The organism is Bacteroidota bacterium (genome assembly GCA_026391695.1).
In the GTDB taxonomy this organism is placed as follows: domain Bacteria; phylum Bacteroidota; class Bacteroidia; order Bacteroidales; family JAGONC01; genus JAPLDP01.
Window position 1 is genome coordinate 1 of record JAPLDP010000026.1, and the last position, 24830, is coordinate 24830.

Consider the following 24830-nt stretch of genomic DNA (forward strand, 5'->3'; position numbering starts at 1 on the left):
GATCATCCAAAATTATTGAAACCTTCAAAATTAGGCATTTATCTTCATTGGAATTATTCTTAATTTTACAAATCCTTTTCCGATACTGCAATTTTTTTTTGTGACATGAACAAAATTTTACGACCTTTGTTTATTCTCTATTAACCTAAACCAAAATAACATGAAAAAGTTTAAGTCATTTCTGATATTTGTTCTGATTAGCGGATTGTTGATGCAGTTTTCTGCATCGGCCCAGAACCTTATAGATCCGGCAATTGAAAAAATGCTTCAGCATTATGATCAGATTCTGAAAAAGAATCTTGCTGATCAGCAACGCGATATCATCAGTCTCCCGCAGGAAATTCATATATATTCCTGGACAGATCCAAACTGGATTGAGGAAATGTATGAAGAGATAACCTATTATCCGAATGGCAAAGAAAATGTAGTTATCGATTATGATCCTTCAACCGGTACGGAATCAACCCGTACGACTTATTCGTATGATGAGAACTGGAGGATCACACAAATGCTCATTGAAACCTGGGCAACAGGTTCCTGGGAAAGCATGGCGAAATACACCATTGCCTATGATGCTAATGGCAATCAAACTGAATATTTAATGTATTATTGGTATGGAACTTCATGGATGATGGCTGCGGGAACAAAGGATACATACGCTTACACCGGTCAGAGCTATGTTCAGGAAGTTGTTCATGAATCCTATGTGTTCATGTATGGGTGGCAATATGCCTTAAAGGATATCTATACACTGAATGGCAGCGGTTCTCCGACCACTATCCTGTACCAGACATATAACAGCGGATGGGCTGATAGTACCAGACTGGTGGATATTTCCTGGTACATGTATGATCCATATTCCGGATATGGTTCTTATAACTTCTACAAGATGGAAGGCTGGTCAGGTTCAGCATGGGTTCCAATGCTGCGTGAAACATTTACCTGGGACGCCTCAGGTGGATACGTTGCCGTATTGGAGGAATATATTGAGGGAGTGTGGGTATACAGTATACGGACCACCATGATCATGGAAGGGGGTATGCCACAGAGTTATAAGACCGAAACATGGCAGGGAGGCCTTTGGGTGCCCACCGACGGATTTTTATACTTGTATACGTTCAACGACATTGACCTTACACAACTGATCATCCAGGTGCTTGATCCTGAAGCTCTCAATTATGTCAACAACACAAAATATGTTTACAGCAATTTCCTGCATATAACCGGAGTCAATGATACTCCCGCTAATAAACGAATCACGATCTATCCCAATCCCGTTACGGATAATCTGAATTTTGTCATTGACAAGATGAACGGAATAATCCTCTCCCTCGAAATCCTTAACATTGCAGGACAAAAGGTATATTCGGAAGAAATATCTAATGTGCCCGGATCGGGATCCTTTACCGTCAATTTGACCGGCATTCCTAAAGGAGTCTATTTTGTGAGGATAACAGGTGCTAATGAATCAAGAATAAGCAGGTTCATTATAGAATAATAATAAGACATTCAGAATACATAATAACCTCACCCCAAACGGGTGAGGTTTTATTTTGTTACCCCTGCAATATATCCTCCTTCCAATCGTATTTCAAAAGAATGACTACTTTTGCCAGTGTCTGTAAAACCGATCCTAGCCCTAATCATGAATTCTCTGTACAACAAATACAATCTAAAATCTAAAATCTTTTATCTATTGTTTATATTTATCCTCTTTACAGCCTGCCGTAAAGAGGAGATCATCGATGCCAGTTCAGGTATTAAACTCGAATTTTCAAACGACACCGTAATCTTCGACACTGTCTTTACTACCATCGGCTCGTCCACACAGGTTCTTCAGGTTTATAACAGGAATGAAAATAAGGTCAGAATATCATCTATCCGTCTGGCTGGAAATAACTCTCTATACGACCTCAACATTGATGGCATACCGGCTGACAACGTCAACGATATTGAAATCGCCGGTCACGACAGCATCTATATCTTTATCCGCGTCACCATTGATCCCAATGACCAGTCAAATCCATTCATTGTTTCCGATTCCATCGTCTTCGAAACCAATGGCAACATACAAGATGTCAATCTGGTAGCCTACGGACAAAATGCCCATTTCTTTTCCAACACGGTATATCAGACCGATGACATCTGGGAAAACGACAAGCCTTATGTTATCTATGGTTTTATTATTATCGACTCATCCTTTACCCTCACTATTAAACCCGGTGCACGGATTTTCATGCATTATAACGCTGTTTTTGCCGTTGCGCATGATGCCACCCTGAAAGTGCAGGGCACAGTTGACGAGCCGGTCACTTTCCAGGGCGACAGGCTGGAAGATTACTACCTGGATCTGCCCGGCCAATGGGGTATGATATGGCTGTCGGCAGGCAGCAAAGACAATGAAATAGATTATGCCATAATAAAAAACGGGCTTGTTGGCCTGCGCGTCGACACCCTTGGCAGCTCACTCAATCCGACTCTGAGGCTGAGCAACACACAAATCATGAACATGACTGGCTATGGACTGCTGGCACAGGGATCACATGTTGTCGCCGGCAATTGTGTCTTCTCCAATTGCGGCGAAAGCGCCGTGGTGCTGTCGTTGGGCGGCACTTACGACTTCCGGCATTGTACTATCGGAAACTTCTGGAATTATACCGTCCGGGAGTCTTCGTCGCTGGTGCTGAATAACTACTATCTCCTGATTGATGACCAGGGACATGTGACCGATACAATTGCCAGGGACATTTACAATGCCTATTTCGGAAATTGCATCATATACGGCTATAATGATAACGAAGTCTACTTTAGTAAAACACCAAAAGCCCTGTTCAATTATTCTTTCGATCATTGCCTGGTTAAAACGGCAGAAATCTCCGGTTATAATTACCAGGATTGTATTTTTAACGAAGATCCTTACTTTACAGATTATGCCAAATATGACCTGTCGATCGATACGCTCATTTCACCCGTGATCAATTATGGAAGCCTTGACGTGGTCAATAATGCTTTGCTTAATATACAATATGATATTGATGGTATCGACCGCACTGCAGATGGTGAGCCCGATGTGGGCGCTTATGAATTTGTGCCTGGCTCTTACCGGCGACTCCGCTGATATCTCTCCATTCCTCTCTGCGTACCTCCGTGTGTCCTCCGTGTGCCTCTGTGGTTATTTTACTTTACCACTTCCGCCATCCTCTTCCCTATCTCCGCCGGAGAATCAACAACATGAATCCCACACTCACGCAGTATCTCTTTTTTCGCTTGTGCAGTATCGTTTTTTCCGCCGATTATAGCGCCGGCGTGCCCCATGCGGCGGCCTTTTGGCGCCGTGGCACCGGCAATGAATCCAACAACAGGCTTTGTGCCATGCTCCTTATACCAATAGGCTGCTTCGGCCTCCATATTGCCCCCGATCTCACCGATCATGACAATGCCCTCCGTTTCAGCATCAGCATTAAACAACCGCATCACGTCAAGTATCGTCGTGCCGATGATGGGATCGCCTCCAATGCCGATACTGGTCGACTGTCCCAGTCCGATCTTGGTGAGCTGGTCGACAGCTTCGTAGGTGAGCGTGCCCGAACGTGACACAATGCCGATTTTACCTTTCATATGGATATATCCGGGCATGATGCCGACCTTGGCTTCGCCGGGTGTGATGACGCCGGGGCAATTTGGACCTACCAATCGGCTGCTGCTGCCACACATGAAATCCTTCACAAAAACCATATCTTTTGTCGGGATACCCTCAGTGATGCAAACAATAAGCTTAATGCCGGCATCGGCAGCTTCCATGATCGTGTCGGCTGCAAAAGGCGGCGGCACGAAAATAACCGACACATTGGCTCCCTCATGCTTCACCGCATCAATTACCGTATTGAAAACAGGCCTGCCAAGGTGAAATTCCCCGCCCTTGCCAGGTGTCACACCACCGACGACATTGGTTCCATATTCAATCATCTGCAAACCATGAAACGTGCCTTCTTTCCCTGTGAAACCCTGGATCACAACACGCGAGTCCTTATTCACTAATATGCTCATGATGAATTATTTAGAGTTATTTGATTCTGTTGACCTTCTGATATCTGATACTTGATTAACGATATTTGATTTTTGATATAATAGGATGATTTTTAATATTTTCATATACCAAAACAAATCAAAAATCAAAAATCAGCTATCGTTAATCAGATATCATAAGGACTCCAAATTTAATCCTTTTCGCAGAATAATAAAACCTTCATCATTTTTGTCTATTTTTGATCAGATAAAATAACTATGATATATCCGTTTCTCAACCCTGATGACACTATCTGTGCCATTTCCACTCCTCCGGGAAGTGGTGCCATTGCTGTCGTCAGGCTTTCCGGACCAAAAGCATTAGAAATATGTGGGGATATTTTTAAGCCGGTAAAGGCAAAATCTACACTGTCAAATGCCAGGTCGCATAGCATTCATCTCGGCACCATCACATCTTCCGACGGACTTCTCGATGAGGTGCTGGTGAGCGTGTTTAAGGCTCCACATTCCTATACAGGTGAAAATGTTGTAGAGATATCCTGTCATGGTTCGATGTACATACAGCGTAAGCTCATAGAGCTGTTGATTGACAGGGGCTGCCGCCAGGCGCAGCCGGGTGAATTCACACTGCGGGCCTTCCTCAATGGCCGTTTCGACTTATCACAGGCCGAAGCGGTGGCCGACCTGATAGCCGCCGATGCCAGAACCTCGCATGACCTGGCGCTGAACCAAATGCGCGGCGGCTTCTCACAAAAAATAAAAGAACTCCGGCAACAGCTCGTCGACTTCACCTCCCTGCTGGAACTTGAGCTCGACTTCAGCGAAGAAGATGTGGAGTTCGCCGACAGGACACAACTCATGCATCTTCTCACCTCCCTGAAAAAAGAACTCGACAGGCTTATCACCTCTTTCTCGCTGGGTAATGTCATCAAGCAGGGCATTCCTGTGGCCATCATCGGCAAGCCCAACGTTGGCAAGTCGACCCTCCTCAATGCCATACTGAATGAAGAACGTGCCATCGTCTCCGAAATACCGGGCACTACACGCGATTACATTGAAGATACCATTGTCATTGACGGCATCTCCTTCCGATTCATTGATACGGCCGGCCTCCGCCATGCCAGAGACGAGCTCGAAACCATCGGCATCGAGCGTACCTATGAAAAGATAAGCCAGGCCGAAATCATCCTATACGTGTGCGACGTGAGCGAATGCACTATGGATGACACAAAAGAGGTGATCGGCGAGTTCCGCGAAATGCATAAAGACACCAGCAAACGGTGGATTCTTATCGGCAACAAAATCGATAAGCTGGTCGAAATCCCGCGGGCATTCCTTGAATTACTCGACCTGGAGACCATTTTTGTCTCGGCCAAACGCAAAGAGAATATTAATCTCATATTAGAGAGCCTGGTACGGAGTGTCAATGCACAATCCTTATCCGACACATCGCTTGTAAGCAACACGCGGCATTATGAGGCGCTGGTGCGGTCACAGGAAGCGGTGGCCGCCGTTGAAAAAGGTTTTCATGAAAACGTACCGACCGACCTTATCGCCATCGACATCAAACAGGCGCTATATCACCTTGGCGAGATCACAGGCGAGATCACCAATGAGGAAATACTGGGAAATATCTTTAGCCGGTTTTGTGTGGGAAAATAAGTGAGACTTGGTTTCCACAAGCCGCAGGCGCAGTGGAAACCAGTAGTCGAACTTATCCCGATGAGCAAGCGAAGCGAGCGAAGCCGGGATCGGCCATCGCGTAATCTTAAAAAGACGGTTATATTTTTGAATTTCATATATTTTTTATCTATATTTAAGCGCTCTTAAGTGATTAATGTCTTTGACGACTATTTAAAACTAAACCTATGAAAAGGTTTTACATCCTATTTATCGCACTGTTTGCATTAAATGTTGCATCATCACAGCCTTGCCTGCCTGAAGGCATCACTTTTTCCACCCAAGCGCAGATTGACAATTTCCAAACTAATTATCCAAACTGCACGGAAATAGAAGGCAATGTGACAATTTCTGATGCTGGCTCTCACAATATTACTAATCTCAGTGGATTAAGTGCTTTGACTTCTATTGGAGGAAACTTTTCGATTGGTAACAATCATGCCCTGACCAGCCTGATGGGGCTGAGTAATTTGACTTCCATTGGGGATTGCCTTTATATTGGTAACAACGAAGCCCTAACCAGCCTGACGGGATTGAACAATTTGACTTCCATTGGAGATTACCTTCATATCATTTACAACGAAGCTCTGACCAGCCTGACGGGACTGGACAATGTGACTTCCCTTAGTGGAGGACTTAGTATTGGTTACAACGGTGCCCTGACCAGCCTGACGGGACTGGAGAATCTGACTTCAATTGGGGGTTATCTTGAAATTTATGACAATACTACCCTGACCAGTTTAACGGGACTGGAAGGTCTGACTTCCATCGGGGGTCTATATGTTTATTCAAACGCCGCTCTGACCAGCCTGACGGGACTGGAGAATCTGACTTCAATCGGGGGAAACCTTAATATTTACAACAACACCGCCCTGACCAGCCTGACGGGACTGGAAGGTTTGACTTCCACCGGGGGGAATCTGTTTGTGATTCAATACAACGACGCCCTGACCAGCCTGACAGGACTGGAAGGTTTGACTTCCACCGGGGGTGGACTTGCGATTACCGACAACGACGCCCTGACCAGCTTGACAGGACTGGATAATCTGACTTCAATCGGGACTTTTCTTACATTTGAAATAAATGCCGCCCTGACCAGCCTGACGGGATTGGAGAATCTGACTTCTATCGGAGGTTACCTTGATATTCATTTGAATCCCACCCTGACCAGACTGACGGGACTGGAAGGTTTGACTTCTATTGGGGGTGACCTTTGGATTGGTTACAACGATGCCCTGACCAGCCTGACGGGACTGGACAATTTAACTTCCATAGGGGGTGACCTTAGCATGGAAGGCAACAACGCCTTGACCAGCCTGACGGGACTGAATAATTTGACTTCCATCGGATTTTTCCTCGGGATTTATTACAATGACGCGCTGACCAGTTTAACTGGGTTGGATAGTATTGATGCTGGTTCTATTACAGACTTATATATTTTCGATAACTATTCTTTATCTACTTGTGAAGTGCAAAGCGTTTGTGATTATTTGGCAAGTCCAAACGGAACAATAGAAATCCACGATAATGCTGTGGGATGCAATAGTCAGGCAGAAGTGGAATCGGCCTGCGGAGTTGGATATAAACAGAGCAATTCATCTGAAAATCAGTTATACATATACCCCAATCCATCATTCACCCAAATCACCATAGAAACACCCACCACTCCATTCAAAAACACAATCTTAACTATCTATAACATAAATGGTCAGCAACTCATATCACGCCAGATAACAGAGGAAATAACGGTGACTGATGTAAGTACATTAGTGAGTGGAGTATATATCGTGAAGATAACAGATGAAAGAACAGTGCAGGTGGGCAAACTGATTAAACAATAATGTTGGTAAGTGTTTCCAAAACTTGTTGATATGAAAAAGTTCTATATCCTATTTATTGCACTGTTTGCGTTAAATATTGCATCATCACAGCCTTGCCTACCTGAAGGCATCACTTTTTCCACCCAAGCCGAGATTGATAATTTCCAAATTAATTATCCAAACTGCACGGAAATAGAAGGGGATGTGACAATTTCTGATGGTGTTAATATCACTAATCTCATTGGATTAAGTGTTTTGAGTTCTATCGGGGGAAACCTTACGATTTATTTAAACGACGCCCTACCCAGCCTGACGGGACTGGACAATATGACCTCCATAAGTGGAGACCTTCATATTGGTATTAACTATGCCCTGACCAGCTTAACGGGACTAGATAATCTGATTTCCATCGGGGGTTACCTCAGGATTAATGGTAACAACTCCCTGACCAGCCTGACAGGACTGGATAATTTGACTTCTACAGGAGGTGACCTTTATATCAACAGCAACTGGACACTGACCAGCCTGATGGGATTGGAGAATCTGACTTCTATTGGGGGTTATCTTGAAATTTATGACAATACTACCCTGACCAGTTTAACGGGACTGGAAGGTCTGACTTCCACCGGGGGTGGACTTGCGATTACCGACAACGACGCCCTGACCAACCTGTCGGGACTGGATAATTTGACTTCAATCGGAAATTACAATTACATCTGGATTGATAGCAACGACGCCCTGACCAGCCTGACGGGACTGAACAATTTGACTTCCATCGGGGGAGCCCTTTGGATTCATAGCAACGACGCCCTACCCAGCCTGGCAGGACTGGACAATTTGATTTCCATCGGGGGTTACCTTGGGATTAGAGAAAACGACGCCCTGACCAACTTGACTGGACTGGATAAATTGACTTCTTTAGGAGTTAGCCTTGATATTATCGACAACGACGCGCTGACCAGCCTGACGGGACTGAATAATTTGACTTCCATCGGATTTTTCCTCGGGATTTATTACAATGACGCGCTGACCAGTTTAACTGGGTTGGATAGTATTGATGCTGGTTCTATTACAGACTTATATGTTTTCGATAACTATTCTTTATCTACTTGTGAAGTGCAAAGCGTTTGTGATTACCTGGCAAGTCCAAACGGAACAATAGAAATCCACGATAATGCAGTGGGATGCAATAGTCAGGCAGAAGTGGAATCGGCCTGCGGAGTTGGATATAAAGAAAACAACACATTTGAAAATCAGTTATACATATACCCCAATCCATCATCCTCCCAAATCACTATAGAAACACCCACTACCCCATTCAAAAACACATTCCTAACCATCTATAACATAAATAATCAGCAACTCATAACACACCAAATAACAGAACCAACAACGGTAATTGATGTAAGCACAATAGAGCATGGAGTATATATCGTGAAGGTAACAGATGAAAGGACGGTGCAGGTGGGCAAACTGATTAAACAATAAAAATTCACAGAAACCATTTGCGGTTCATTTTAGGTGCATGGGGGGCGTTCACACTGGATATGCCTTCCAAATTGACTATCTGAAAACGGTGCAAACTGACCAGCTTGTTTTTCCCTTATTTGTCCAAATTAGGAAGAAGACATATAGTGATGAGGGATAGGTAAAATTATACATTCAATTGTGGTAAAAACAATCTTAGATTGAAAATTTTGGTGTTAATTGTCCCCAGTTTGTCCCCCATTCTTTCTAAATAGAATTTTATAAACTTATTATCAAACACTTACAAACTTACTTTACTTTTTGTATCGGGAAATGATTGCACGATTGAACGATGGCCGATATCCGATGGCCGAAAAAAATTGCACGATTGCCGATTGCCGATGGCCAATCGCGCGATGGCAAATTTAAATCGTTCAATCGGAAATCGCGTAATCGCGTAATCACTCAATCCCTGATTTTTATCTGCTCCGCTTCTTTCTCTTTCAAAAGCAATTGCAGCCATTCTTTTTCCTGCCACAAAGCGCAGCCGCCGGATGTTTCTGTCAGCTTATGATGGTTCTCACGGATTTTCGAGAGCAATTCAGAAGATAAGGCCTCTTTCAGGGATGCATTGTTCAGGTTGGTATCGGAATAAGGAGCAAAAGGACAAGGCTCTATCTTACCGAGCGGATTGATATGGATAAATCCACGTCCTGCCGCCAGGCAGCCGCCATACTGCTCTTCATCGCCCGGAAAAGCTATAAATAATCCGGGGAGCTCTTCCCGGTATCTGTTCAGTATATCGAGCAGTGCTTTCCGCTGCTCCAGGCTTATCGTCAGATACTCCGTTCCGTCTGCAACGGGAACGTATTCAATAAAGAAAAACATGCTGCAGCCATCCTTGATCAGCTGGCTTAGGAATGACTTTTCGAGGACAGCCTCATAATTCCTGCTGGTCAGAGTGAAGGATACACCCCAAAAAAATCGTTGCTTTTTCATTTTGTCCGCTGCTTAAAGAAACATATCGTACACTCCTCTGCCACGACGCTCGTCAGTCTGCTCCCTTTGTCCTTCGAGGCTGATAATGGGAATCAGGTTCTTTTGTCCATGGAAAACATTGAGCCACTGGTCGTTGATGAGGGTGCCATTGGTAAAGAAAGGAAAAATGATGTGGCGGTAACGGCCGGTCACTTCCAGGATATCCTTCCGGAGCAGCGGTTCACCGCCGGCCAGGAAGATAGTCGAGATACCCAGCTCGGATGACTCCCTGAGCAGATCCTCAAACCGGGTTCCCGTCAGCTCCTGGGATCCGTTTATCTTAAATACATTGGCATAACATCCCTTACAGCGGAGGTTGCACTGCTGTGTGATGCTGACGATCATCATCGGTGGCACCTGCAGCCCTTCCGCCCGCCACTGTTCCCTCAGTTCAGCAGCCTTCCGCTGCCTTCTGATGGTCTTCATGAGAAATGCCGCCATCGAAGGATTACGCCATGAGATCCTGAATGCCTGCTTAAAAGTGCTTTCGATACGGGCGTCAAAGTGGGAAATATAGTTTATGAATGGTCTCTTTGAAAATTTATGGTGTCAAAATTACTGTTCTCTTGCTTTCAAGAAAGTAAAAATCGGTGAAGAGCGGAAATCACCGGATGAACATAAATAATATTGGGGGAAATTGCACGATTGCCGATGGCCGATTGATCGATTGAGCGATTTAAATCTGACGTCGGACGTCGGCCATCGTTCAATCGCTCAATTTTTTCGCTTCATCCCGATATTTTTTACGTTCATCGAAAAAAATTGCATATCCCTGGGGCGTTGGTTTCCTTTGTCAGGAATTTTAATTGTAATTTTAAAACCAATTGTTATGAAAACAAAAAAAGTACTGGCCACGCTGGCCTTCATGTTCATGCTCCTGGCAGGGTGTATCCCCTCGCTCCACCCGCTGTATACCGACAAAGACCGCATTAGTATGGATGAGATCATGGGTGTCTGGCTCTCTGCCGAAGGCACTTCGATGTATTACATCATTGCGGATCCGGACGATCAGCCATCCTATACCTTCACTTATTTCGAATTGCCCAAAAAAAATGATTTGTTTCAAAGAGATTCCACTCCGGCAAACCTCGAAGTAAACCTTGTCAGGCTCGGCGGCGCGACCTTCATGGACTTTTATCCCGGTGATAATGAATATCTGGATAAAATGAACACGTTGCTGGCTATCCACCTGATCCCGGCTCATACGTTCGCCAAATTCAGGATTTCAAATGATACACTTACTATCTGGAGGTTTGATCCGGATTGGCTGAAGAAGCTCTTTGAAGAGAACAGGATCCGGATATCCCACGAAAAGCTCGAGGATCAGATCGTCCTGACCGCATCAACCGAAGAATTGCAGAAATTTGTCGCCAAGTATGCCGATGATCCGGAAGCATATATCGATCCTGAGGTGCTGATCCGTAAACGATAATACATATTCATGGATACCCATAAAAAAATATTCCGTCGGATCGTCACCAGCCGATGGGTTCAGCACCTGGCCTTCTGGGGTTTCTCATTCCTTGTCCTGCTAAACTATTTTCGGCTATCGAGTCAGGCTGAACCCATCGATTATCTTTATACTGCCTTTTTCCATATCAGCCTGATCATAGGCGTTTACATCAACCTGCGGCTGCTGATACCGGTCTTTCTGAAAAGAAAAAAGATCATCTTATTTGCGGTATTTTTTGCTATCAATCTGCTAGTAGTATCCCAACTCAATATTTTCATCTTCGATTACCTGATCGACAAATTATTTCCGGGATATTATTTTATTTCCTACTATGATTTTACAGATATACTCCAGTTCCATATTGTCTACCTGGTTCTTTCAAGCCTGCTGAAGCTGTCGAAAGAGTGGTTTGAACTGCTTGAATCGCAGACCAGACTGGCCCAGATCGAACAGGAAAAGACGCATACCGAGTTAAAAGCTCTACGATCACAGGTCAATCCCCACTTTCTTTTCAACAGCCTGAATAATATCTATTCGCTCTCACTAAAAAAGGCGGATGAAACACCACAGGTTATTCTGGCACTTTCCGACATGTTCCGCTACATAATCTATGAAACCGGTGAGGATCTTATCGAATTGACAAAAGAGGTGGCATTCCTGGAGAAATACATTGAGCTGCAGCAGATCCGCAGCGACCAGAAAGCCAATATTACCTTTGAGGTAAAGGGTGATCCCAGCGCGATCAAAGTGGCACCGCTCATTTTTCTGCCTTTTCTTGAAAACAGTTTCAAGCATGGGATCAAGGGGGACACAGCAGGGGGATATGTTCATCTTCGTATTGATATTGATCAGGATATCATTCATTTCCAGCTATCAAACAATAAGGGTAAGGGTGATGAGATCGGGAAAGAGAAGAAAAGTGGCATCGGCCTTGAAAATGTCCGGCGCAGGCTGGAGCTTGAGTATTCCGGTAATCACTCGCTGGATATTAAAGAGAGTGAGGACGAGTTTTCCGTTTCACTGAAATTAACCAAACGATAAATCCATGAGCAGGCAACTATCCTGTATAATCGTTGACGATGAGCCGCTTTCGCGGGAAGTACTGGAAAAATATGTTTCCGGCACACCCCAATTGTTGCTTTCAGGAAGCTGTTCCGATGCCTTCGAAGCCATGGAATTGATCAGGGATGGCAGAATTGACCTGGTCTTCCTCGATATCAACATGCCCAGGCTTTCGGGGATCGGCATGGTCAAAGCCATGGAAAAGTCTCCTCTGATCATTTTTACAACAGCTTACCCGGAATATGCGATTGAAGGTTTTGAACTTGATGTAGTGGATTACCTTGTAAAGCCTTTTGGTTATGAACGGTTTTTAAAAGCGGTGAACAAAGCCTTTGACCGGCTGTCGGCAAAGTCAGATCTGAAAGATGCCAAGAACAGTTACATTGTTGTTAAGTCAGATAAGAAAATCTACAAAATTGAATACGATGCCCTTTATTATATACAATCTGCCGGGGATTATCTGAAGCTTGTGACACAAGAACAGGTCATTATCATTCATGACACCATGAAGAATATGGAGCATACGCTTCCGGAAGATCCGTTCATCCGCATCCATAAGTCCTTTCTTATCAATCTGAAGCATGTAAAGTACGTTGAAGGTAATGAAGTGAACATTGGAAAAGAAAAATTACCTGTGGGAGCTTCTTATAAAGAGCATCTGATGAAAAGGCTGGCCGATTCCGGGTCACTTCACTGATAAACCGAAATGATTGCACGATTGCCGATGGCCGATGGCCGATGGCCGAAATAAATCGTTCAATCGGCCATCGTTCAATCGCTGATTTTTATTTACGCTGCTTTCTTTTTAAAGGAAGTTATAATTAGCTCTTGTATGCTAATTGTAGACCGGTGTCGAATAAAAGCATTACAACTTAACAAACTCCACCCTGCGGTTGAGTGCTTTGTTGGATGGTGTGTCGTTGGGCGCTACCGGCTGCGTTTCGCCCATGCCGTCGGTTTCCATACGTGAAGCGTCAATGCCGAAATTCTTGCTTAATTCATCCTTTACTGATGCGGCGCGACGCTTTGAGAGGTCGAGGTTAGCGGCATCGGCGCCATCGGAATCGGTATGGCCGATAATTTTAACCCTTACATCGGGATTTTCGGTCAGCACCTTTGAAATTTCTTTCAATGTGCCATATGACTCGGGCTTCACGACATCTTTATTGACATCGAAATAAATACCGTAGGTCACCAATTTACCTTCTGTGATCAATTTGCTGCGCATGTCGGGCCGGCCGACAGCCACCCTGATGTTGGTGAACATCGGACGTCCATCCTGGAACCTGATCATGTTGTACTTATAATTTTTTGACATGGCCTTAGGCAGATCCCACAGCTTATTCTCATCCACATAAAGCCTGATCCGTTCCTTCTGTACCCATATAGAGATCCTGTATTTTTTATCAACTACCAGTTTAAATTCTTGCGTATTGCCATCAAGGGTAGGGCTTCCATCGGCATAATAGGTGCTATAATAGTTTGAATAAGCGAAATCAAAACAGATTCCGGTAGCTCCGGGTCTGGATCCGCCATATCCAATGTTTTTGGGCTGTGGCGTACTGATAAGATAAAAATAGAATTTGGAATCATTGAAATTATTGGGATCTTTTTGTGGTATCACATCAAACTCAATGGTGTAATTTTCAGGCAGATCCAATGGCTCTAAAAGGGTCACTGCCGACCGCGCATTTGTAATGCTAAACCAATTGCCGGGGTAAAGGTTTGTCGTAACCACCTCGCCTGAGCCATCCGTATTCCATAATACCGGGAAATCACCCACCGCATCCTGGCTGAAATCATCATAGAAAATGACTTTCTCACCAGCGATGAAATCGTATTTGGAATAGGTTTGAAGGGCAGGCTGCTCCTTTTTTAAAGTATCAGTCTTTACACTTTCTTTGTTTGCGTCGGAGGGATTTTCCGCTTCTTTTTTAGCAGCATCGTCCGTCTTTGCTTTGTCATCTTTATTCTCACCCTTAATATCCTTTTCCGCGGCATCAAGACCTTTATCGATGCCCTGGTCGGTGCGCTGGACAGCGCGGTCTTTAATTTTCTTTCCAAGATTGATCTGCGCTGAAACACTGCTTGTTAAGGCAAGTGCACAAACTAAAAACATCGATGTTAATAATGATTTCATGGCTAATCCGGTTTTAAATATGTTTATTTATGAATATTAATATTATGCTAAAGTACAAAAAAATCAGTTTGTTGATGGCCGAGTCCCAAAATAAATCGCTCAATCGGCCATCGGCAATCGCTCAATTTCATGCCGTTCTTTCCTGAAAAACCACCATTCAATAGATAAAGGGTGCATCTCACTCATTCGGTAATTTTTACTGACTTTATTATCGTAATTTCGTTACATGAAACCATATCATGCCATCATCATTGATGATGAACGGAATATTCGTGAAGCGCTGGAGTTGTTGCTCAAACAATATTGCCCCGAAATTCATGTATGCGGAGCGGCTGCTTCGGCTAACGAAGGACGCGAATTATTAAAAATCCACGAGGTCGATTTTATCTTTCTCGACATTTCGATGCCCAAAGAAGATGGCTTTGCTTTTCTCCGTTCCATCGAAAAAGAGAAATACGGGATCATCTTCGTCACGGCTTACCAGGAATATGCCCTGCGTGCATTAAAAGCCAATGCCATCGACTATTTGTTAAAACCAGTCAATCATGACGAACTCCGTGAAGCGGTGTCCAAAGCTATTCATTACCATGAGCTGAGGCGCAGCAAAGCTGAAGCCCAATCAATATACAGCCAATCGCTGAATAACCTGCATGAGCAGATCCATTCGGAAAATAAAATCATCAATAAAATCACCATTGCCGAGCAGTTTGGATTCAGAATGGTCAACGTTTCCGACCTGATGTATTTACAAGCCGACAGCAATTATACGATCCTGCACATTTCGGGTCTGGATAAGATCGTTGCCACCCGCTCGTTGGGAGAGTTTGAGAAAATACTTGAGCATCCCAATTTCTTCAGAATTCATAAATCAACGATCATCAATCTGAATTTCCTGAAGGCATACTCCAGTTATGAGGGGAACTTTGCCGAACTTACGGATGGCACAAGGCTAAGCATTTCAAGGAGAAAGCTCAATGAATTTCGTGAGGCGGTTAAACATTTTTCGAAAGGAATAGATTGATGTGAGAAAAAGGGACATATTTTTTATCGTAATCTTATTTTTTGCCGGCCTAAATCTACCGGCCCAGAATCCTTTTGTTCAGCTTTATACTACTTCTGACGGCCTGCCTTCCAACAGCATTAATTGCATAGAACAGGACGGCGAAAAATTCATCTGGTTTGCCACCCGAGGAGGGCTTGTGAGGTATGATGGCTCGTCTTTTACAAATTATAGCATGAGGGATGGATTAAACCAGAATCATGTCATCTATGTCAAAGTAGATTCTTTCGGGCGGGTATGGTTCTTTTGTATCGGTTCGACCATGAACTTCTTCTATCAAAATAAAATATATAACAGTACTAATGCGCCATTTCTTAAAAAGTTGAGAGGCAACTGGAATTTTGTACAGGACAAGGAACGCAACCTTTATTTCTATAATTATCATGGTCGTAAAATCATTGTTTTGGACACGAATAACAACGTAACCCAATTCGAATTGCCTAGTGTTCCCCTTGAATCTGATTCAATTACAACCGATGGCATGAATATTCAATATTTGGCCAGGATTCCTTCCGGCGAATTTATGATTTGGACATACATGGGTATTTTTAAAACAAAAGACCTGGCAGAAAAACCAATACCCTTGGCCTATTTTGAAAGGTACCATAATATCTATCCCCTCGGAGACACCGTTATGTATGATGTCATCGCTTATCCGGAAGCCCAAACTTCTGTATTAATCAAATACCTGAACGGAGTCCCGGTGGATACGACAAACTTCATGGAAACGGCGCTCGATAAAGAGGGTATGATCCTGGAAGACACCGATGGCAAGTTGTGGATCAGCTCCCCGGTTAAAGGATTATACTGTCTGAAAAATAAACAAATAATCTATCATTTTGATGTCAAAGAAATCACCTGGATCCGGAAAGATCATGAAGGAAACATTTGGATAAACTCAAAGAATGGAGCTTATAAAATCTCCCCCTACCTTTTGTATTATAAGCATTTCGATAATTCATATTTTCAAGATGAAGGAGTCGATGCATTATGCACAGACCCTGAAGGTGGAATATGGGGTATTTACAGCAACAAAGTCTTTTTATACAGAAACAATGAATTTTATAGCTATAATTTCAGTTATTTGAATTATATATTTAACCAAATAGACGCCTTAGAAAACAACACGCTGATAATTGGCAGTTATGATAGAAACCGTTTTGTTTTGACAGGTGTTTCGACAGACCCGTCCACGAAAAGTTTAAAATTCGGGAAGATATTCAAATTGCCTTCCGAAGGAAATATGACCATTAATAAATTCAAAGACGAAGTGTGTATCCATGATGAGTATAGTCAAACCGTTACGATATATTCAGTGAAAAATAATTTTCGGGAAATTAATAATGTACCTGTCGGGGATTCATGGCAAGTCTTTTATGATGCGAGGAATAACCTTGTTATCGTTGGATCAAATGGTCATTTTATACTGAAAGATAAAAGCAAATTACCATACGATGAATTTAGGCACATTACCAGGTCATTATTGATTAACCACAAAATCCTGGATTCATCAGCTGATGTATTCCTTACCATGTACGACAGCCTTTATCTGGTCAATCAGAAAAGGGCATTTAATCTGACATCTTCATTTGATTATTCATTCAATACACCCATTAAACACATCACATATAATGATCAGGCGTTGTATTTATCGACTTTCAGGAACATTTATAAATGCGACAATCCACTGGACATTCAGGATGACAAAGCTGTACAACTTAGTCTTATTGACATTAACTTCTCTAATATCCGCGATATTCTGGCTTATAATGATACATTATATATTGCCTCAGGAGATGGCTTGACCCTTATCCCGACAGATCTGACGGATGATATCAGAAGTCGGGTTCCTGTACCTTATTTCAGGTCGATACTGATCAATGATAAAGAAGCCGGGATCTATTCTCAAGGATCAACCATTAAGGGGAAAAACAAATTTAATTTCTCCTTCGGAAGTATTAATTATTCGCAAAACCCGGTGTTATATTCTTACATGCTCGAAGGCTATGAAGATGAATGGAATATCGGAACAATGAACAATGTGGTATTTACAAACCTTCAAAAAGGTCATTACAAATTCAGGTTAAGGGCGGCAAAGTCAAACTCGCCCTGGAGTGATCCGATTGAATACCATATTACTGTTAAAGCCACAATATGGCAGCACCCCTTGTTTTACCTGGTTTTATCGCTTCTGACCGCAGGTTTGGTTTCCTTGCTGGTTATCAGGAGAAAAAATATTCAGATAAAACGACAGGAAATTGATCACCAATTGATCGTGCTTGAGCAAAAGGCGTTGCAATCGATGATGAACCCGCACTTTATATTTAACACGCTGGGGTCGATTCAAAACTATCTTTTACAAAATAAGCCAGGCGAGGCAGGATTATATCTCTCCCAATTTGCCCGGCTGATAAGGTTGAACATCAGTTCTATTAATTCCGCCCTGATCAACCTGGAAGAGGAGGTTAACAGGTTGAGGATTTATCTCGATCTGGAAAAGTTCAGAATGGAAAATAAATTTGAATACCTTATCGAAATTGATCACGGTATTGAAGAAGATGAGGTTTATATCCCCTCAATGCTCATTCAACCCTTTGTAGAGAATTCTGTCTGGCATGGAATATCTGCTCTCGAGGAAAAAGGATTAATACGGATATCGTTTTCCATGCATTCTGCAAAAGCCTTAAAAATCATCGTTGAAGATAATGGCATTGGTATAAAGCAATCAGAAAGATACTCCTCAAAGAACGAAAGCCATTTGCATTTGAGCATGGAAATGATCCGGAAACGGATAGAGATCATCGGGAAAAAAATGAAGGTTGAAACTTCGATGGATATTTCTGAAACTACACCCGGCAGCCCCAACCCGGGAACGCGCGTGGTGCTGGTTGTGCCATTTACTTATGGGGATAAGGAGGGGTAGTCGGCAGTCGGCAGTTGACAGTCGGCAGTCGACGGTCACCAATAACAAACTGCCAATTGTCAATTGTCAACTACCAATCCCGCATTCGCGTAGTTTATCCCGCAGAATGCGGGGCCCTGCGGAACGTCGCTTCGCTCCGCTACTGACTGCCAACTGTCAACTGCTAACTGCTGACTGTCAACTGCTGACTGCTGACTGCCGACTGCCGACTGCCAACTGCCGACTGCCATTCACCCTCCCCCAGCCACCTTTCATTCAGCAAACTGCCCCGTTCGCTCATTGGGCTTTTTTCTGTTTAATAAAATACGTATCTTTAGAGATTATATTTGATTATTTAACCAACCCTCACCTCCTATGAAAAAATTATTATTTTTTGCTGTGGCTATTTTTATTGCTCAATTCTCCCAGGCTCAGTGGGAGCCTGATGTAAGACTGACCGATAATGCAGATAGTTCCTTGACGTATTGGGGTATGACCCATAGTATAGCTGTCAGCGGTGATACTGTGCATGTTGTATGGTACGACAAGAGTGACGGGAACTGGGAAATTTACTACATGCGCTCAACAGATGAAGGGGTAAGCTGGGAAACAGCTACACGGCTTACCAATGACCCGGCAAAATCGACTTCTGCTTCTATATCAGTATCCGGTTCAGTAGTGCATGTTGTGTGGTGTGATTCGAAGACTGGGAATTCTGAAATCTATTACAGACGCTCAACAGATGGAGGCACAAACTGGGAAGAAGAGATGCGTTTAACTAATGACCTTTTTAACTCCTATGGCCCGTCTGTTTCAGCATCCGGTTCAAATGTGCATGTTGTATGGGTTGATTATGACTATGATCTTGGAATCTGGATGATACATTATAACAACTCCACTGACGAAGGTATTAGTTGGGAAGAAGAAAAATGGCTATCGGATAACTCTTATAATGCATATAATCCCTCCATTGCTTCAACAGGTACGGATATTCTATGCGTATGGAATGACAGGCGTGACGGGAATCTGGAGATATACTCAAAGCATTCTGCAGATGAAGGGTTAAGCTGGGAACAAGATGTGCGATTAACCAATAATCCTGTCCCTTCACAACTTCCTTCAATATCAATGTCCGGACCTTTCGTTCATATTGTATGGTGTGAACTTCGTGAAGGGATAGGTGAGATATTCTACAAACAGTCTGTTGATGGAGGATTAAGCTGGAGCGAGGATACACGAATTGCCAATACTGATTCCTGGTCTCCAAATATATCATTATCTGGTCCACTTGTGAGTGTTGTTTGGGAGGACTACCAAAAAGGATTCCCGGAAATATTCTATAAATGCTCCGTCGATGGCGGTATCACTTGGGATACGGACATTCTGCTAAATGATGTTTCATTTTGTTCACAGAGACCTTTCATCGCTGTTTCCAATCAGATATTGCATGTTATCTGGCATGACCTTCGTGATTCAAACTTTGAAATCTATTATAAACGGAATCCCACAGGGGGATGCATATTGACAACTGATTTTACAGCAAATACAACCACTCCCTGCCCGGGAGATACGGTACAGTTTACCAACCTTACCTCATGTTATCCAACGCAATGGCTGTGGACTTTTCAGGGGGGAACACCCGGAACATCTAATCAACAGGGTCCGCAGATAGTTTACAACTCGCTAGGTTCCTACGATGTGACCCTGTTTGCATCCAATAGCTCCTCGGATGACCAGATCACCAAAACGGCTTACATTACTGTACTTCCGTTATCGCCTCCGGTGCCCGAATCTCCTATTGGCCAGGAAGAACTTTGCCAGAATCCATCGAACTCTGAGTACGCAACTTCCGGATCTCCTGAAGCCAATGGCTATACATGGCAAATTATCCCTGCTGATGCCGGAGTATTTAACGGTTTCGGAACAATGATTACAGTTAACTGGACAAACGATTTTACAGGCGATGCCTCTATTAGTGTTCAAGCGTTCAATGAATGCGGTGAAAGTGCGTTCTCCACACCTCTTATCGTTACTATATCTCCATTACCCACTGCATATGCTGTGACCGGTGGTGGGCCTTACTGCTTTGGCACCAGTGGCAGCACCATTGAACTCAGTGGCTCCCAGACCAATCATACCTATGAGCTGTATCTTGACGACCAGCCAACAGGCATCACAATGCAGGGGAACGGGAGTATGATCAGCTTCCCGAATATTACTTCCCCCGGAACCTATACCATAATGGCAACAGAAAATTCGACCCTGTGTTCAGGTATGATGGAAGGCGCTGTTATGGTCTATGTAATCTATATCCCTGAAATCCCACCTGTACCTCTGGGGCCTGATTACGTCGACCTGTTTTATAACACAGAGACCGAATATACTACTGAGGGAAGTTTAAGCTCTGCTTCTTATGAATGGTCGCTGTTTCCATCGGATGCCGGAACAATCAGTATCCTTGACACAACAACCGCTTTAGTCACCTGGAATTCCAATTTCCTGGGTATAGTCAATCTTTCGGTAAGGGGTGTGAATGAATGCGGACAAAGCGTCTGGTCAGAAGCATTAGCCATTACAGTGGATAATACGATCGGATTGAGCGATGCAGAAAATAGTATTTCAGTCCGCATTTCCCCTAATCCAAACAATGGAATTTTCAGGCTTAGCCTTCATAACAAAAAAGAGGAAATTTTGACATTACGAGTGTTTAATACATTGGGTGAAGCCATCTTTGAAGAAAGAAATGTGACTTTAAGAGGGCATGATAATAAAAGGATAGAATTGACAGGTGCACCTAATGGTATTTATTTCCTGCAGATCGGGAATGAGTCGGCAGTATTTATGCACAAGATAATTATTCAAAAAAATTAAACTTCTTATGAGAAAGTTATTTTTATTCATGGTGGTTCTGCTTGCAACCATTGGCCTGCAACAAGCAAATGCCCAAATTCCTGATGATACAAACGGTCGCCTTTACCGCTTGTGCAAAACATGGGGATACTTTAAATATTTCAATCAGCATAAATGCGATCTTAAATGGGATACTCTTCTGAATACAACCATTAATGAGGTGTTGGTTGCGAACAGCAATGCTGATTTCAATAATGCGTTGAGAAATATGTTTTACAAGGTGGGCAACAATTCATACTGTGCAACTCCGGGTCCGGAACCTGATACCAACTTTAATTTTGATGATTCCTGGATTAAGGATCCCGCGTTTTCTCAAACTGTCAGGGATTTTCTGGAGACGTTTTCAATGTACATCTATCCGGATACTTCAACCTGTTTAGTGAAGTTCAATGATTATTCAACTCCGGGTTATTACAGCTATATCGATTTCAGGGATGATCCCTTATCCATGCCAATAGACTATACCAATGAAGCGAATCGATTGACCACTATGTTCTATTACTGGAACGTGATCAACTATTTTTCCCCATACAGAAACATCATGGACCAGCCGTGGGACAGCACATTGTACCAGTTTATCCCTCTGATAAGACAGGCTACAACGGTCATTGATTTTCATGTAACTTTCCTGAAACTGGTGACCAGGATTAACGACTCGCATGGATTTACTAACAGTACTACGATATCAAATAATTTTTGGGGAGGATATTATTTGCCAACAATTTATTTCACAAGAGTTGATACCCAATGTGTCGTAACCAGGGTGGAGTATATAACAGGCGTATCGCCCGGAGATATTTTAACTACTGTGAAGGGAATACCCATCCGGGAAATTGAGGATTCATTGTCTCTTTATGTGCCCGCGTCAACTCCCGCCGCATTGTACAGGGATATTTATTATGACATGCTGAGAGGGGGATCTTACACCAGCCTCAACCTGACATTTTTGGATAGTAATAATAGTACATATTCAACTTTCGTCGTAAGATCAGTAAATTTAGCTGCCTGGCATGCCTGGAAAGATGATAATGGCTTGACTTCTTCTTATTTCATTACAACTTGTGGTTATGGTTATGTGAACATGGGAATGCTTCAACCGGAAGAAGTGCCCGATATGTATAATACACTCAAAGATGCCTCCGCAATTATTTTTGACATTTGTAATTACCCCAACGGAATGCTATGGGATTTAGGTCCGCTCCTATTCCCCGCACCAATCATAAGTGCTGTCTGGTATGATCCGGCATTGGCCTGGTTACCGGCACCCTATTATTATTATTATATGCCCGGATGGTATTACCAGAACAATGATTATGATAACCTGGGCTGGTGGTCAAATCCGGACGCATATTCCGGCAAAGTTTACATTCTGGTGAACGAAGAAACACAAAGCCAGGCGGAATATACGTGCCAGTATTTAAGTAATCATCCTGATTCCAAAGTAATCGGAACGCAAACAGCCGGTGCTGACGGAAACGTGAGTTATTTGACTTTACCAGGTGGCATATCTACGAGCTTCACCTCTCTTGGATGGTTTTATGCCGATGGGTATCAGCAACAGCGTAACGGAGTGAAAATTGACTCCATTGTTTCGCCAACCATTGCCGGCATCAGGCATGGAATAGATGAAATATTGAATGCAACATTCGATTGCACTGCAGGTATAGAAAATATACCGACTGTAAAAAACAATGTATCTGTTTATCCAAATCCTGTTTCCAACGGTTCACTGCATATCGCATTCACCCTTGAAAAAAATACAGATTTAACTATTTCTCTTTTCGATTTAACAGGAAAAATTATCCGGCAGCAAACCAGGCAAGGTGTGAAGGGAGATCATATTTTGATTTTTGATATCGACAATATAGCGGCCGGATTGTATGTGCTGAAAGTGCAAAATGGAAATGAATCATTAAATGTGAAGGTGGCTGTGAAGTAAGTAACTTATTATTGCAAAGTAATCAAGCAGCCCAGCCTCCCAAAGATCAATGAACCATTGCTGACTGTCAGGTACTTGTGTTTAGGAATTACGAAATATACTTAAGTAAATCGATGATGTATTTATTGGGAATGTCCTCTTTTTCTGATTTATCGTAAATTGAAAGTAAATAAACAGCAGACTGAATTACCTTATAATGAGTTATAACTCTAGCCCCACCAGCTTTTCCTTTGCCTTTACTGGCAATAGCAAGTCGGATTTTAAAACAATTGTTACCTAAGGCAGTTCCTTGCTCAGGGTTTTCTTTCAATGACTTCAAAAATTCAGAAAAATCATTTTTGAGTGAAGGATACTTTTTAGCCAATCGCTTTAACTGTTTGTCGAATGGGGGTATTGTATAAATGCTATAGTTCATTGAGAAGGTCTTCAGCAGGGCGGGGTTTTAATTTCCCATCGGCAACTAATTTCATATTTTCAACTGCTTCCTTAAGCTCTTCAAGCACAATTGCATAGGAAGGCGTAAGCGGTTTAGCTTTGACATATTTGAAATTTTTCAAAAGTTCCAGAAAAAAGGAAGCTTTTTGATCCTGAATATCTAGTATTACTTTCATATATTGGTGTTTAATAGTACAAAGATAGTGAAAAAAAACATTTCCGAAGTAACATCTGTTGCAAAACCCACTGAAAGATAATAGTAATTTCGATGAACTGATAGCCAGAGGTACGTTGGTGTTCAAATGGTAATCTCAATTTATGAGAAACTGCCGAAAAATTTGATGATTGCACGATTTCCGATGGCCGATGGCCGGGAAAAATTGCACGATTGCCGATTTCCGATGGCCGATTTAAATCGTTCACATTGCAAACTGCTTACTGTCAACTGCCACCGCTCCCCGTCCCTTAACCACCTTTCATTCAGTAAAATATGCCGTTCGCTCAACGGGACTGTTTATTAGTGTTGGGTGTATTACTTTTGGGATTGAAAAATCGTTTTTTGCATAAATTGACGTGAGTCCGACATAAACTCAGAATAATAATAACTGTGGTGAATCAACGATTTCATAATGAATAGAAGGTTTTTCAGGAAGAAATGAATAGGCAATGGTCATTACTTCCCTGTCGCTCATAGTAAAGACTCTGTTGCGTTTGGGCTTTCCATCACTTATCTGATGTTTTTTAAGTTCACTATAAAAAAATCACTACTGACCGACTAAATTAATACAAAAGAGGGTACTCCCAACGGGTTTCCCCTCAATGTTGTAGTTTTGTTTTGCGAACCAAAAACTGCAACATGGGTAAAGATACAGAAATAAAATTAGTCGGACAGCCGATT

General features: G+C 42.8%; 18 protein-coding genes. 12 read left to right on the forward strand and 6 right to left on the reverse strand.

The features are described 5' to 3' along the window. Window positions 1-160 precede the first annotated feature (160 nt). Window positions 161-1498, forward strand: a complete 1338-nt coding sequence (locus NT175_02500) for a T9SS type A sorting domain-containing protein (protein ID MCX6233579.1) — start codon at window positions 161-163, stop codon at window positions 1496-1498. A gap of 198 nt (window positions 1499-1696) precedes the next feature. Further along, window positions 1697-3118, forward strand: a complete 1422-nt coding sequence (locus NT175_02505; protein ID MCX6233580.1) for a hypothetical protein — start codon at window positions 1697-1699, stop codon at window positions 3116-3118. Window positions 3119-3177: 59 nt separating this feature from the next. On the opposite strand, the gene sucD is transcribed toward NT175_02505, so the two are convergent. Beyond that, window positions 3178-4047, reverse strand: coding sequence for a succinate--CoA ligase subunit alpha (gene sucD, locus NT175_02510; GenBank protein ID MCX6233581.1), 870 nt, complete (start codon window positions 4045-4047; stop codon window positions 3178-3180). Window positions 4048-4284: 237 nt separating this feature from the next. Between sucD and mnmE the strand changes: the two genes are divergently transcribed. From mnmE to NT175_02525, 3 genes are all read left to right on the forward strand, one after another. Next, the gene (mnmE, locus tag NT175_02515) at window positions 4285-5688 is read left to right on the forward strand and encodes a tRNA uridine-5-carboxymethylaminomethyl(34) synthesis GTPase MnmE (protein MCX6233582.1); all 1404 of its coding nucleotides are present in this window, start codon (window positions 4285-4287) and stop codon (window positions 5686-5688) included. 206 nt (window positions 5689-5894) lie between these two features. After that, complete coding sequence (locus tag NT175_02520; GenBank protein ID MCX6233583.1) at window positions 5895-7547, forward strand: T9SS type A sorting domain-containing protein; 1653 nt, start codon at window positions 5895-5897, stop codon at window positions 7545-7547. 30 nt (window positions 7548-7577) lie between these two features. Beyond that, the gene (locus NT175_02525; GenBank protein MCX6233584.1) at window positions 7578-9014 is read left to right on the forward strand and encodes a T9SS type A sorting domain-containing protein; all 1437 of its coding nucleotides are present in this window, start codon (window positions 7578-7580) and stop codon (window positions 9012-9014) included. 444 nt (window positions 9015-9458) lie between these two features. Here the strand turns inward: NT175_02525 and NT175_02530 are convergent, their stop codons facing one another. After that, a complete protein-coding gene (locus NT175_02530) occupies window positions 9459-9992 on the reverse strand; it encodes a hypothetical protein (GenBank protein ID MCX6233585.1) in 534 nt (177 codons plus the stop codon). Between the two features lie 12 nt (window positions 9993-10004). After that, a complete protein-coding gene (locus tag NT175_02535) occupies window positions 10005-10457 on the reverse strand; it encodes a radical SAM protein (protein MCX6233586.1) in 453 nt (150 codons plus the stop codon). 403 nt (window positions 10458-10860) lie between these two features. On the opposite strand from NT175_02535, the gene NT175_02540 reads away from it, so the two are divergent. From NT175_02540 to NT175_02550, 3 genes are read left to right on the forward strand one after another with little or no spacing between them, the layout of a single operon-like run. Beyond that, window positions 10861-11463 carry a hypothetical protein gene (locus tag NT175_02540; GenBank protein MCX6233587.1) on the forward strand — a complete coding sequence of 201 codons (603 nt, stop codon included), beginning with the start codon at window positions 10861-10863 and terminating at the stop codon, window positions 11461-11463. Window positions 11464-11472: 9 nt separating this feature from the next. Beyond that, window positions 11473-12525 (forward strand): histidine kinase, encoded by a 1053-nt coding sequence (locus NT175_02545; protein ID MCX6233588.1) that lies wholly within the window; start codon window positions 11473-11475, stop codon window positions 12523-12525. Window positions 12526-12529: 4 nt separating this feature from the next. After that, complete coding sequence (locus NT175_02550) at window positions 12530-13243, forward strand: LytTR family DNA-binding domain-containing protein (GenBank protein MCX6233589.1); 714 nt, start codon at window positions 12530-12532, stop codon at window positions 13241-13243. A gap of 168 nt (window positions 13244-13411) precedes the next feature. On the opposite strand, the gene NT175_02555 is transcribed toward NT175_02550, so the two are convergent. Next, complete coding sequence (locus NT175_02555; GenBank protein MCX6233590.1) at window positions 13412-14686, reverse strand: OmpA family protein; 1275 nt, start codon at window positions 14684-14686, stop codon at window positions 13412-13414. Window positions 14687-14912: 226 nt separating this feature from the next. On the opposite strand from NT175_02555, the gene NT175_02560 reads away from it, so the two are divergent. From NT175_02560 to NT175_02575, 4 genes are all read left to right on the forward strand, one after another. Then, entirely contained in the window at window positions 14913-15707 is a 795-nt protein-coding gene (locus NT175_02560; GenBank protein MCX6233591.1) for a LytTR family DNA-binding domain-containing protein, read from the forward strand. 1 nt (window position 15708) lies between these two features. Then, a complete protein-coding gene (locus NT175_02565) occupies window positions 15709-18669 on the forward strand; it encodes a histidine kinase (protein ID MCX6233592.1) in 2961 nt (986 codons plus the stop codon). Window positions 18670-19023: 354 nt separating this feature from the next. Beyond that, complete coding sequence (locus tag NT175_02570) at window positions 19024-21519, forward strand: T9SS type A sorting domain-containing protein (protein ID MCX6233593.1); 2496 nt, start codon at window positions 19024-19026, stop codon at window positions 21517-21519. A 7-nt stretch (window positions 21520-21526) separates the two neighbouring features. Then, on the forward strand, window positions 21527-23497 hold the full coding sequence (locus NT175_02575; protein ID MCX6233594.1) for a T9SS type A sorting domain-containing protein: 1971 nt from the start codon (window positions 21527-21529) through the stop codon (window positions 23495-23497). An 88-nt stretch (window positions 23498-23585) separates the two neighbouring features. Here the strand turns inward: NT175_02575 and NT175_02580 are convergent, their stop codons facing one another. After that, window positions 23586-23912 carry a type II toxin-antitoxin system RelE/ParE family toxin gene (locus tag NT175_02580; protein ID MCX6233595.1) on the reverse strand — a complete coding sequence of 109 codons (327 nt, stop codon included), beginning with the start codon at window positions 23910-23912 and terminating at the stop codon, window positions 23586-23588. Beyond that, entirely contained in the window at window positions 23902-24108 is a 207-nt protein-coding gene (locus NT175_02585) for a hypothetical protein (protein ID MCX6233596.1), read from the reverse strand. The genes NT175_02580 and NT175_02585 overlap by 11 nt, the downstream gene beginning before the upstream one ends. Window positions 24109-24830 lie beyond the last annotated feature (722 nt).

Bases quoted from the DNA above. Each gene is read 5' to 3' on its own strand.
- NT175_02500 (MCX6233579.1), top strand. From the start codon at position 161: ATGAAAAAGTTTAAGTCATTTCTGATATTTGTTCTGATTAGCGGATTG.
- sucD (MCX6233581.1), bottom strand. From the start codon at position 4,047: ATGAGCATATTAGTGAATAAGGACTCGCGTGTTGTGATCCAGGGTTTC.
- mnmE (MCX6233582.1), top strand. From the start codon at position 4,285: ATGATATATCCGTTTCTCAACCCTGATGACACTATCTGTGCCATTTCC.
- NT175_02520 (MCX6233583.1), top strand. From the start codon at position 5,895: ATGAAAAGGTTTTACATCCTATTTATCGCACTGTTTGCATTAAATGTT.
- NT175_02525 (MCX6233584.1), top strand. From the start codon at position 7,578: ATGAAAAAGTTCTATATCCTATTTATTGCACTGTTTGCGTTAAATATT.
- NT175_02530 (MCX6233585.1), bottom strand. From the start codon at position 9,992: ATGAAAAAGCAACGATTTTTTTGGGGTGTATCCTTCACTCTGACCAGC.
- NT175_02535 (MCX6233586.1), bottom strand. From the start codon at position 10,457: ATGAAGACCATCAGAAGGCAGCGGAAGGCTGCTGAACTGAGGGAACAG.
- NT175_02540 (MCX6233587.1), top strand. From the start codon at position 10,861: ATGAAAACAAAAAAAGTACTGGCCACGCTGGCCTTCATGTTCATGCTC.
- NT175_02545 (MCX6233588.1), top strand. From the start codon at position 11,473: ATGGATACCCATAAAAAAATATTCCGTCGGATCGTCACCAGCCGATGG.
- NT175_02550 (MCX6233589.1), top strand. From the start codon at position 12,530: ATGAGCAGGCAACTATCCTGTATAATCGTTGACGATGAGCCGCTTTCG.
- NT175_02555 (MCX6233590.1), bottom strand. From the start codon at position 14,686: ATGAAATCATTATTAACATCGATGTTTTTAGTTTGTGCACTTGCCTTA.
- NT175_02560 (MCX6233591.1), top strand. From the start codon at position 14,913: ATGAAACCATATCATGCCATCATCATTGATGATGAACGGAATATTCGT.
- NT175_02570 (MCX6233593.1), top strand. From the start codon at position 19,024: ATGAAAAAATTATTATTTTTTGCTGTGGCTATTTTTATTGCTCAATTC.
- NT175_02575 (MCX6233594.1), top strand. From the start codon at position 21,527: ATGAGAAAGTTATTTTTATTCATGGTGGTTCTGCTTGCAACCATTGGC.
- NT175_02580 (MCX6233595.1), bottom strand. From the start codon at position 23,912: ATGAACTATAGCATTTATACAATACCCCCATTCGACAAACAGTTAAAG.
- NT175_02585 (MCX6233596.1), bottom strand. From the start codon at position 24,108: ATGAAAGTAATACTAGATATTCAGGATCAAAAAGCTTCCTTTTTTCTG.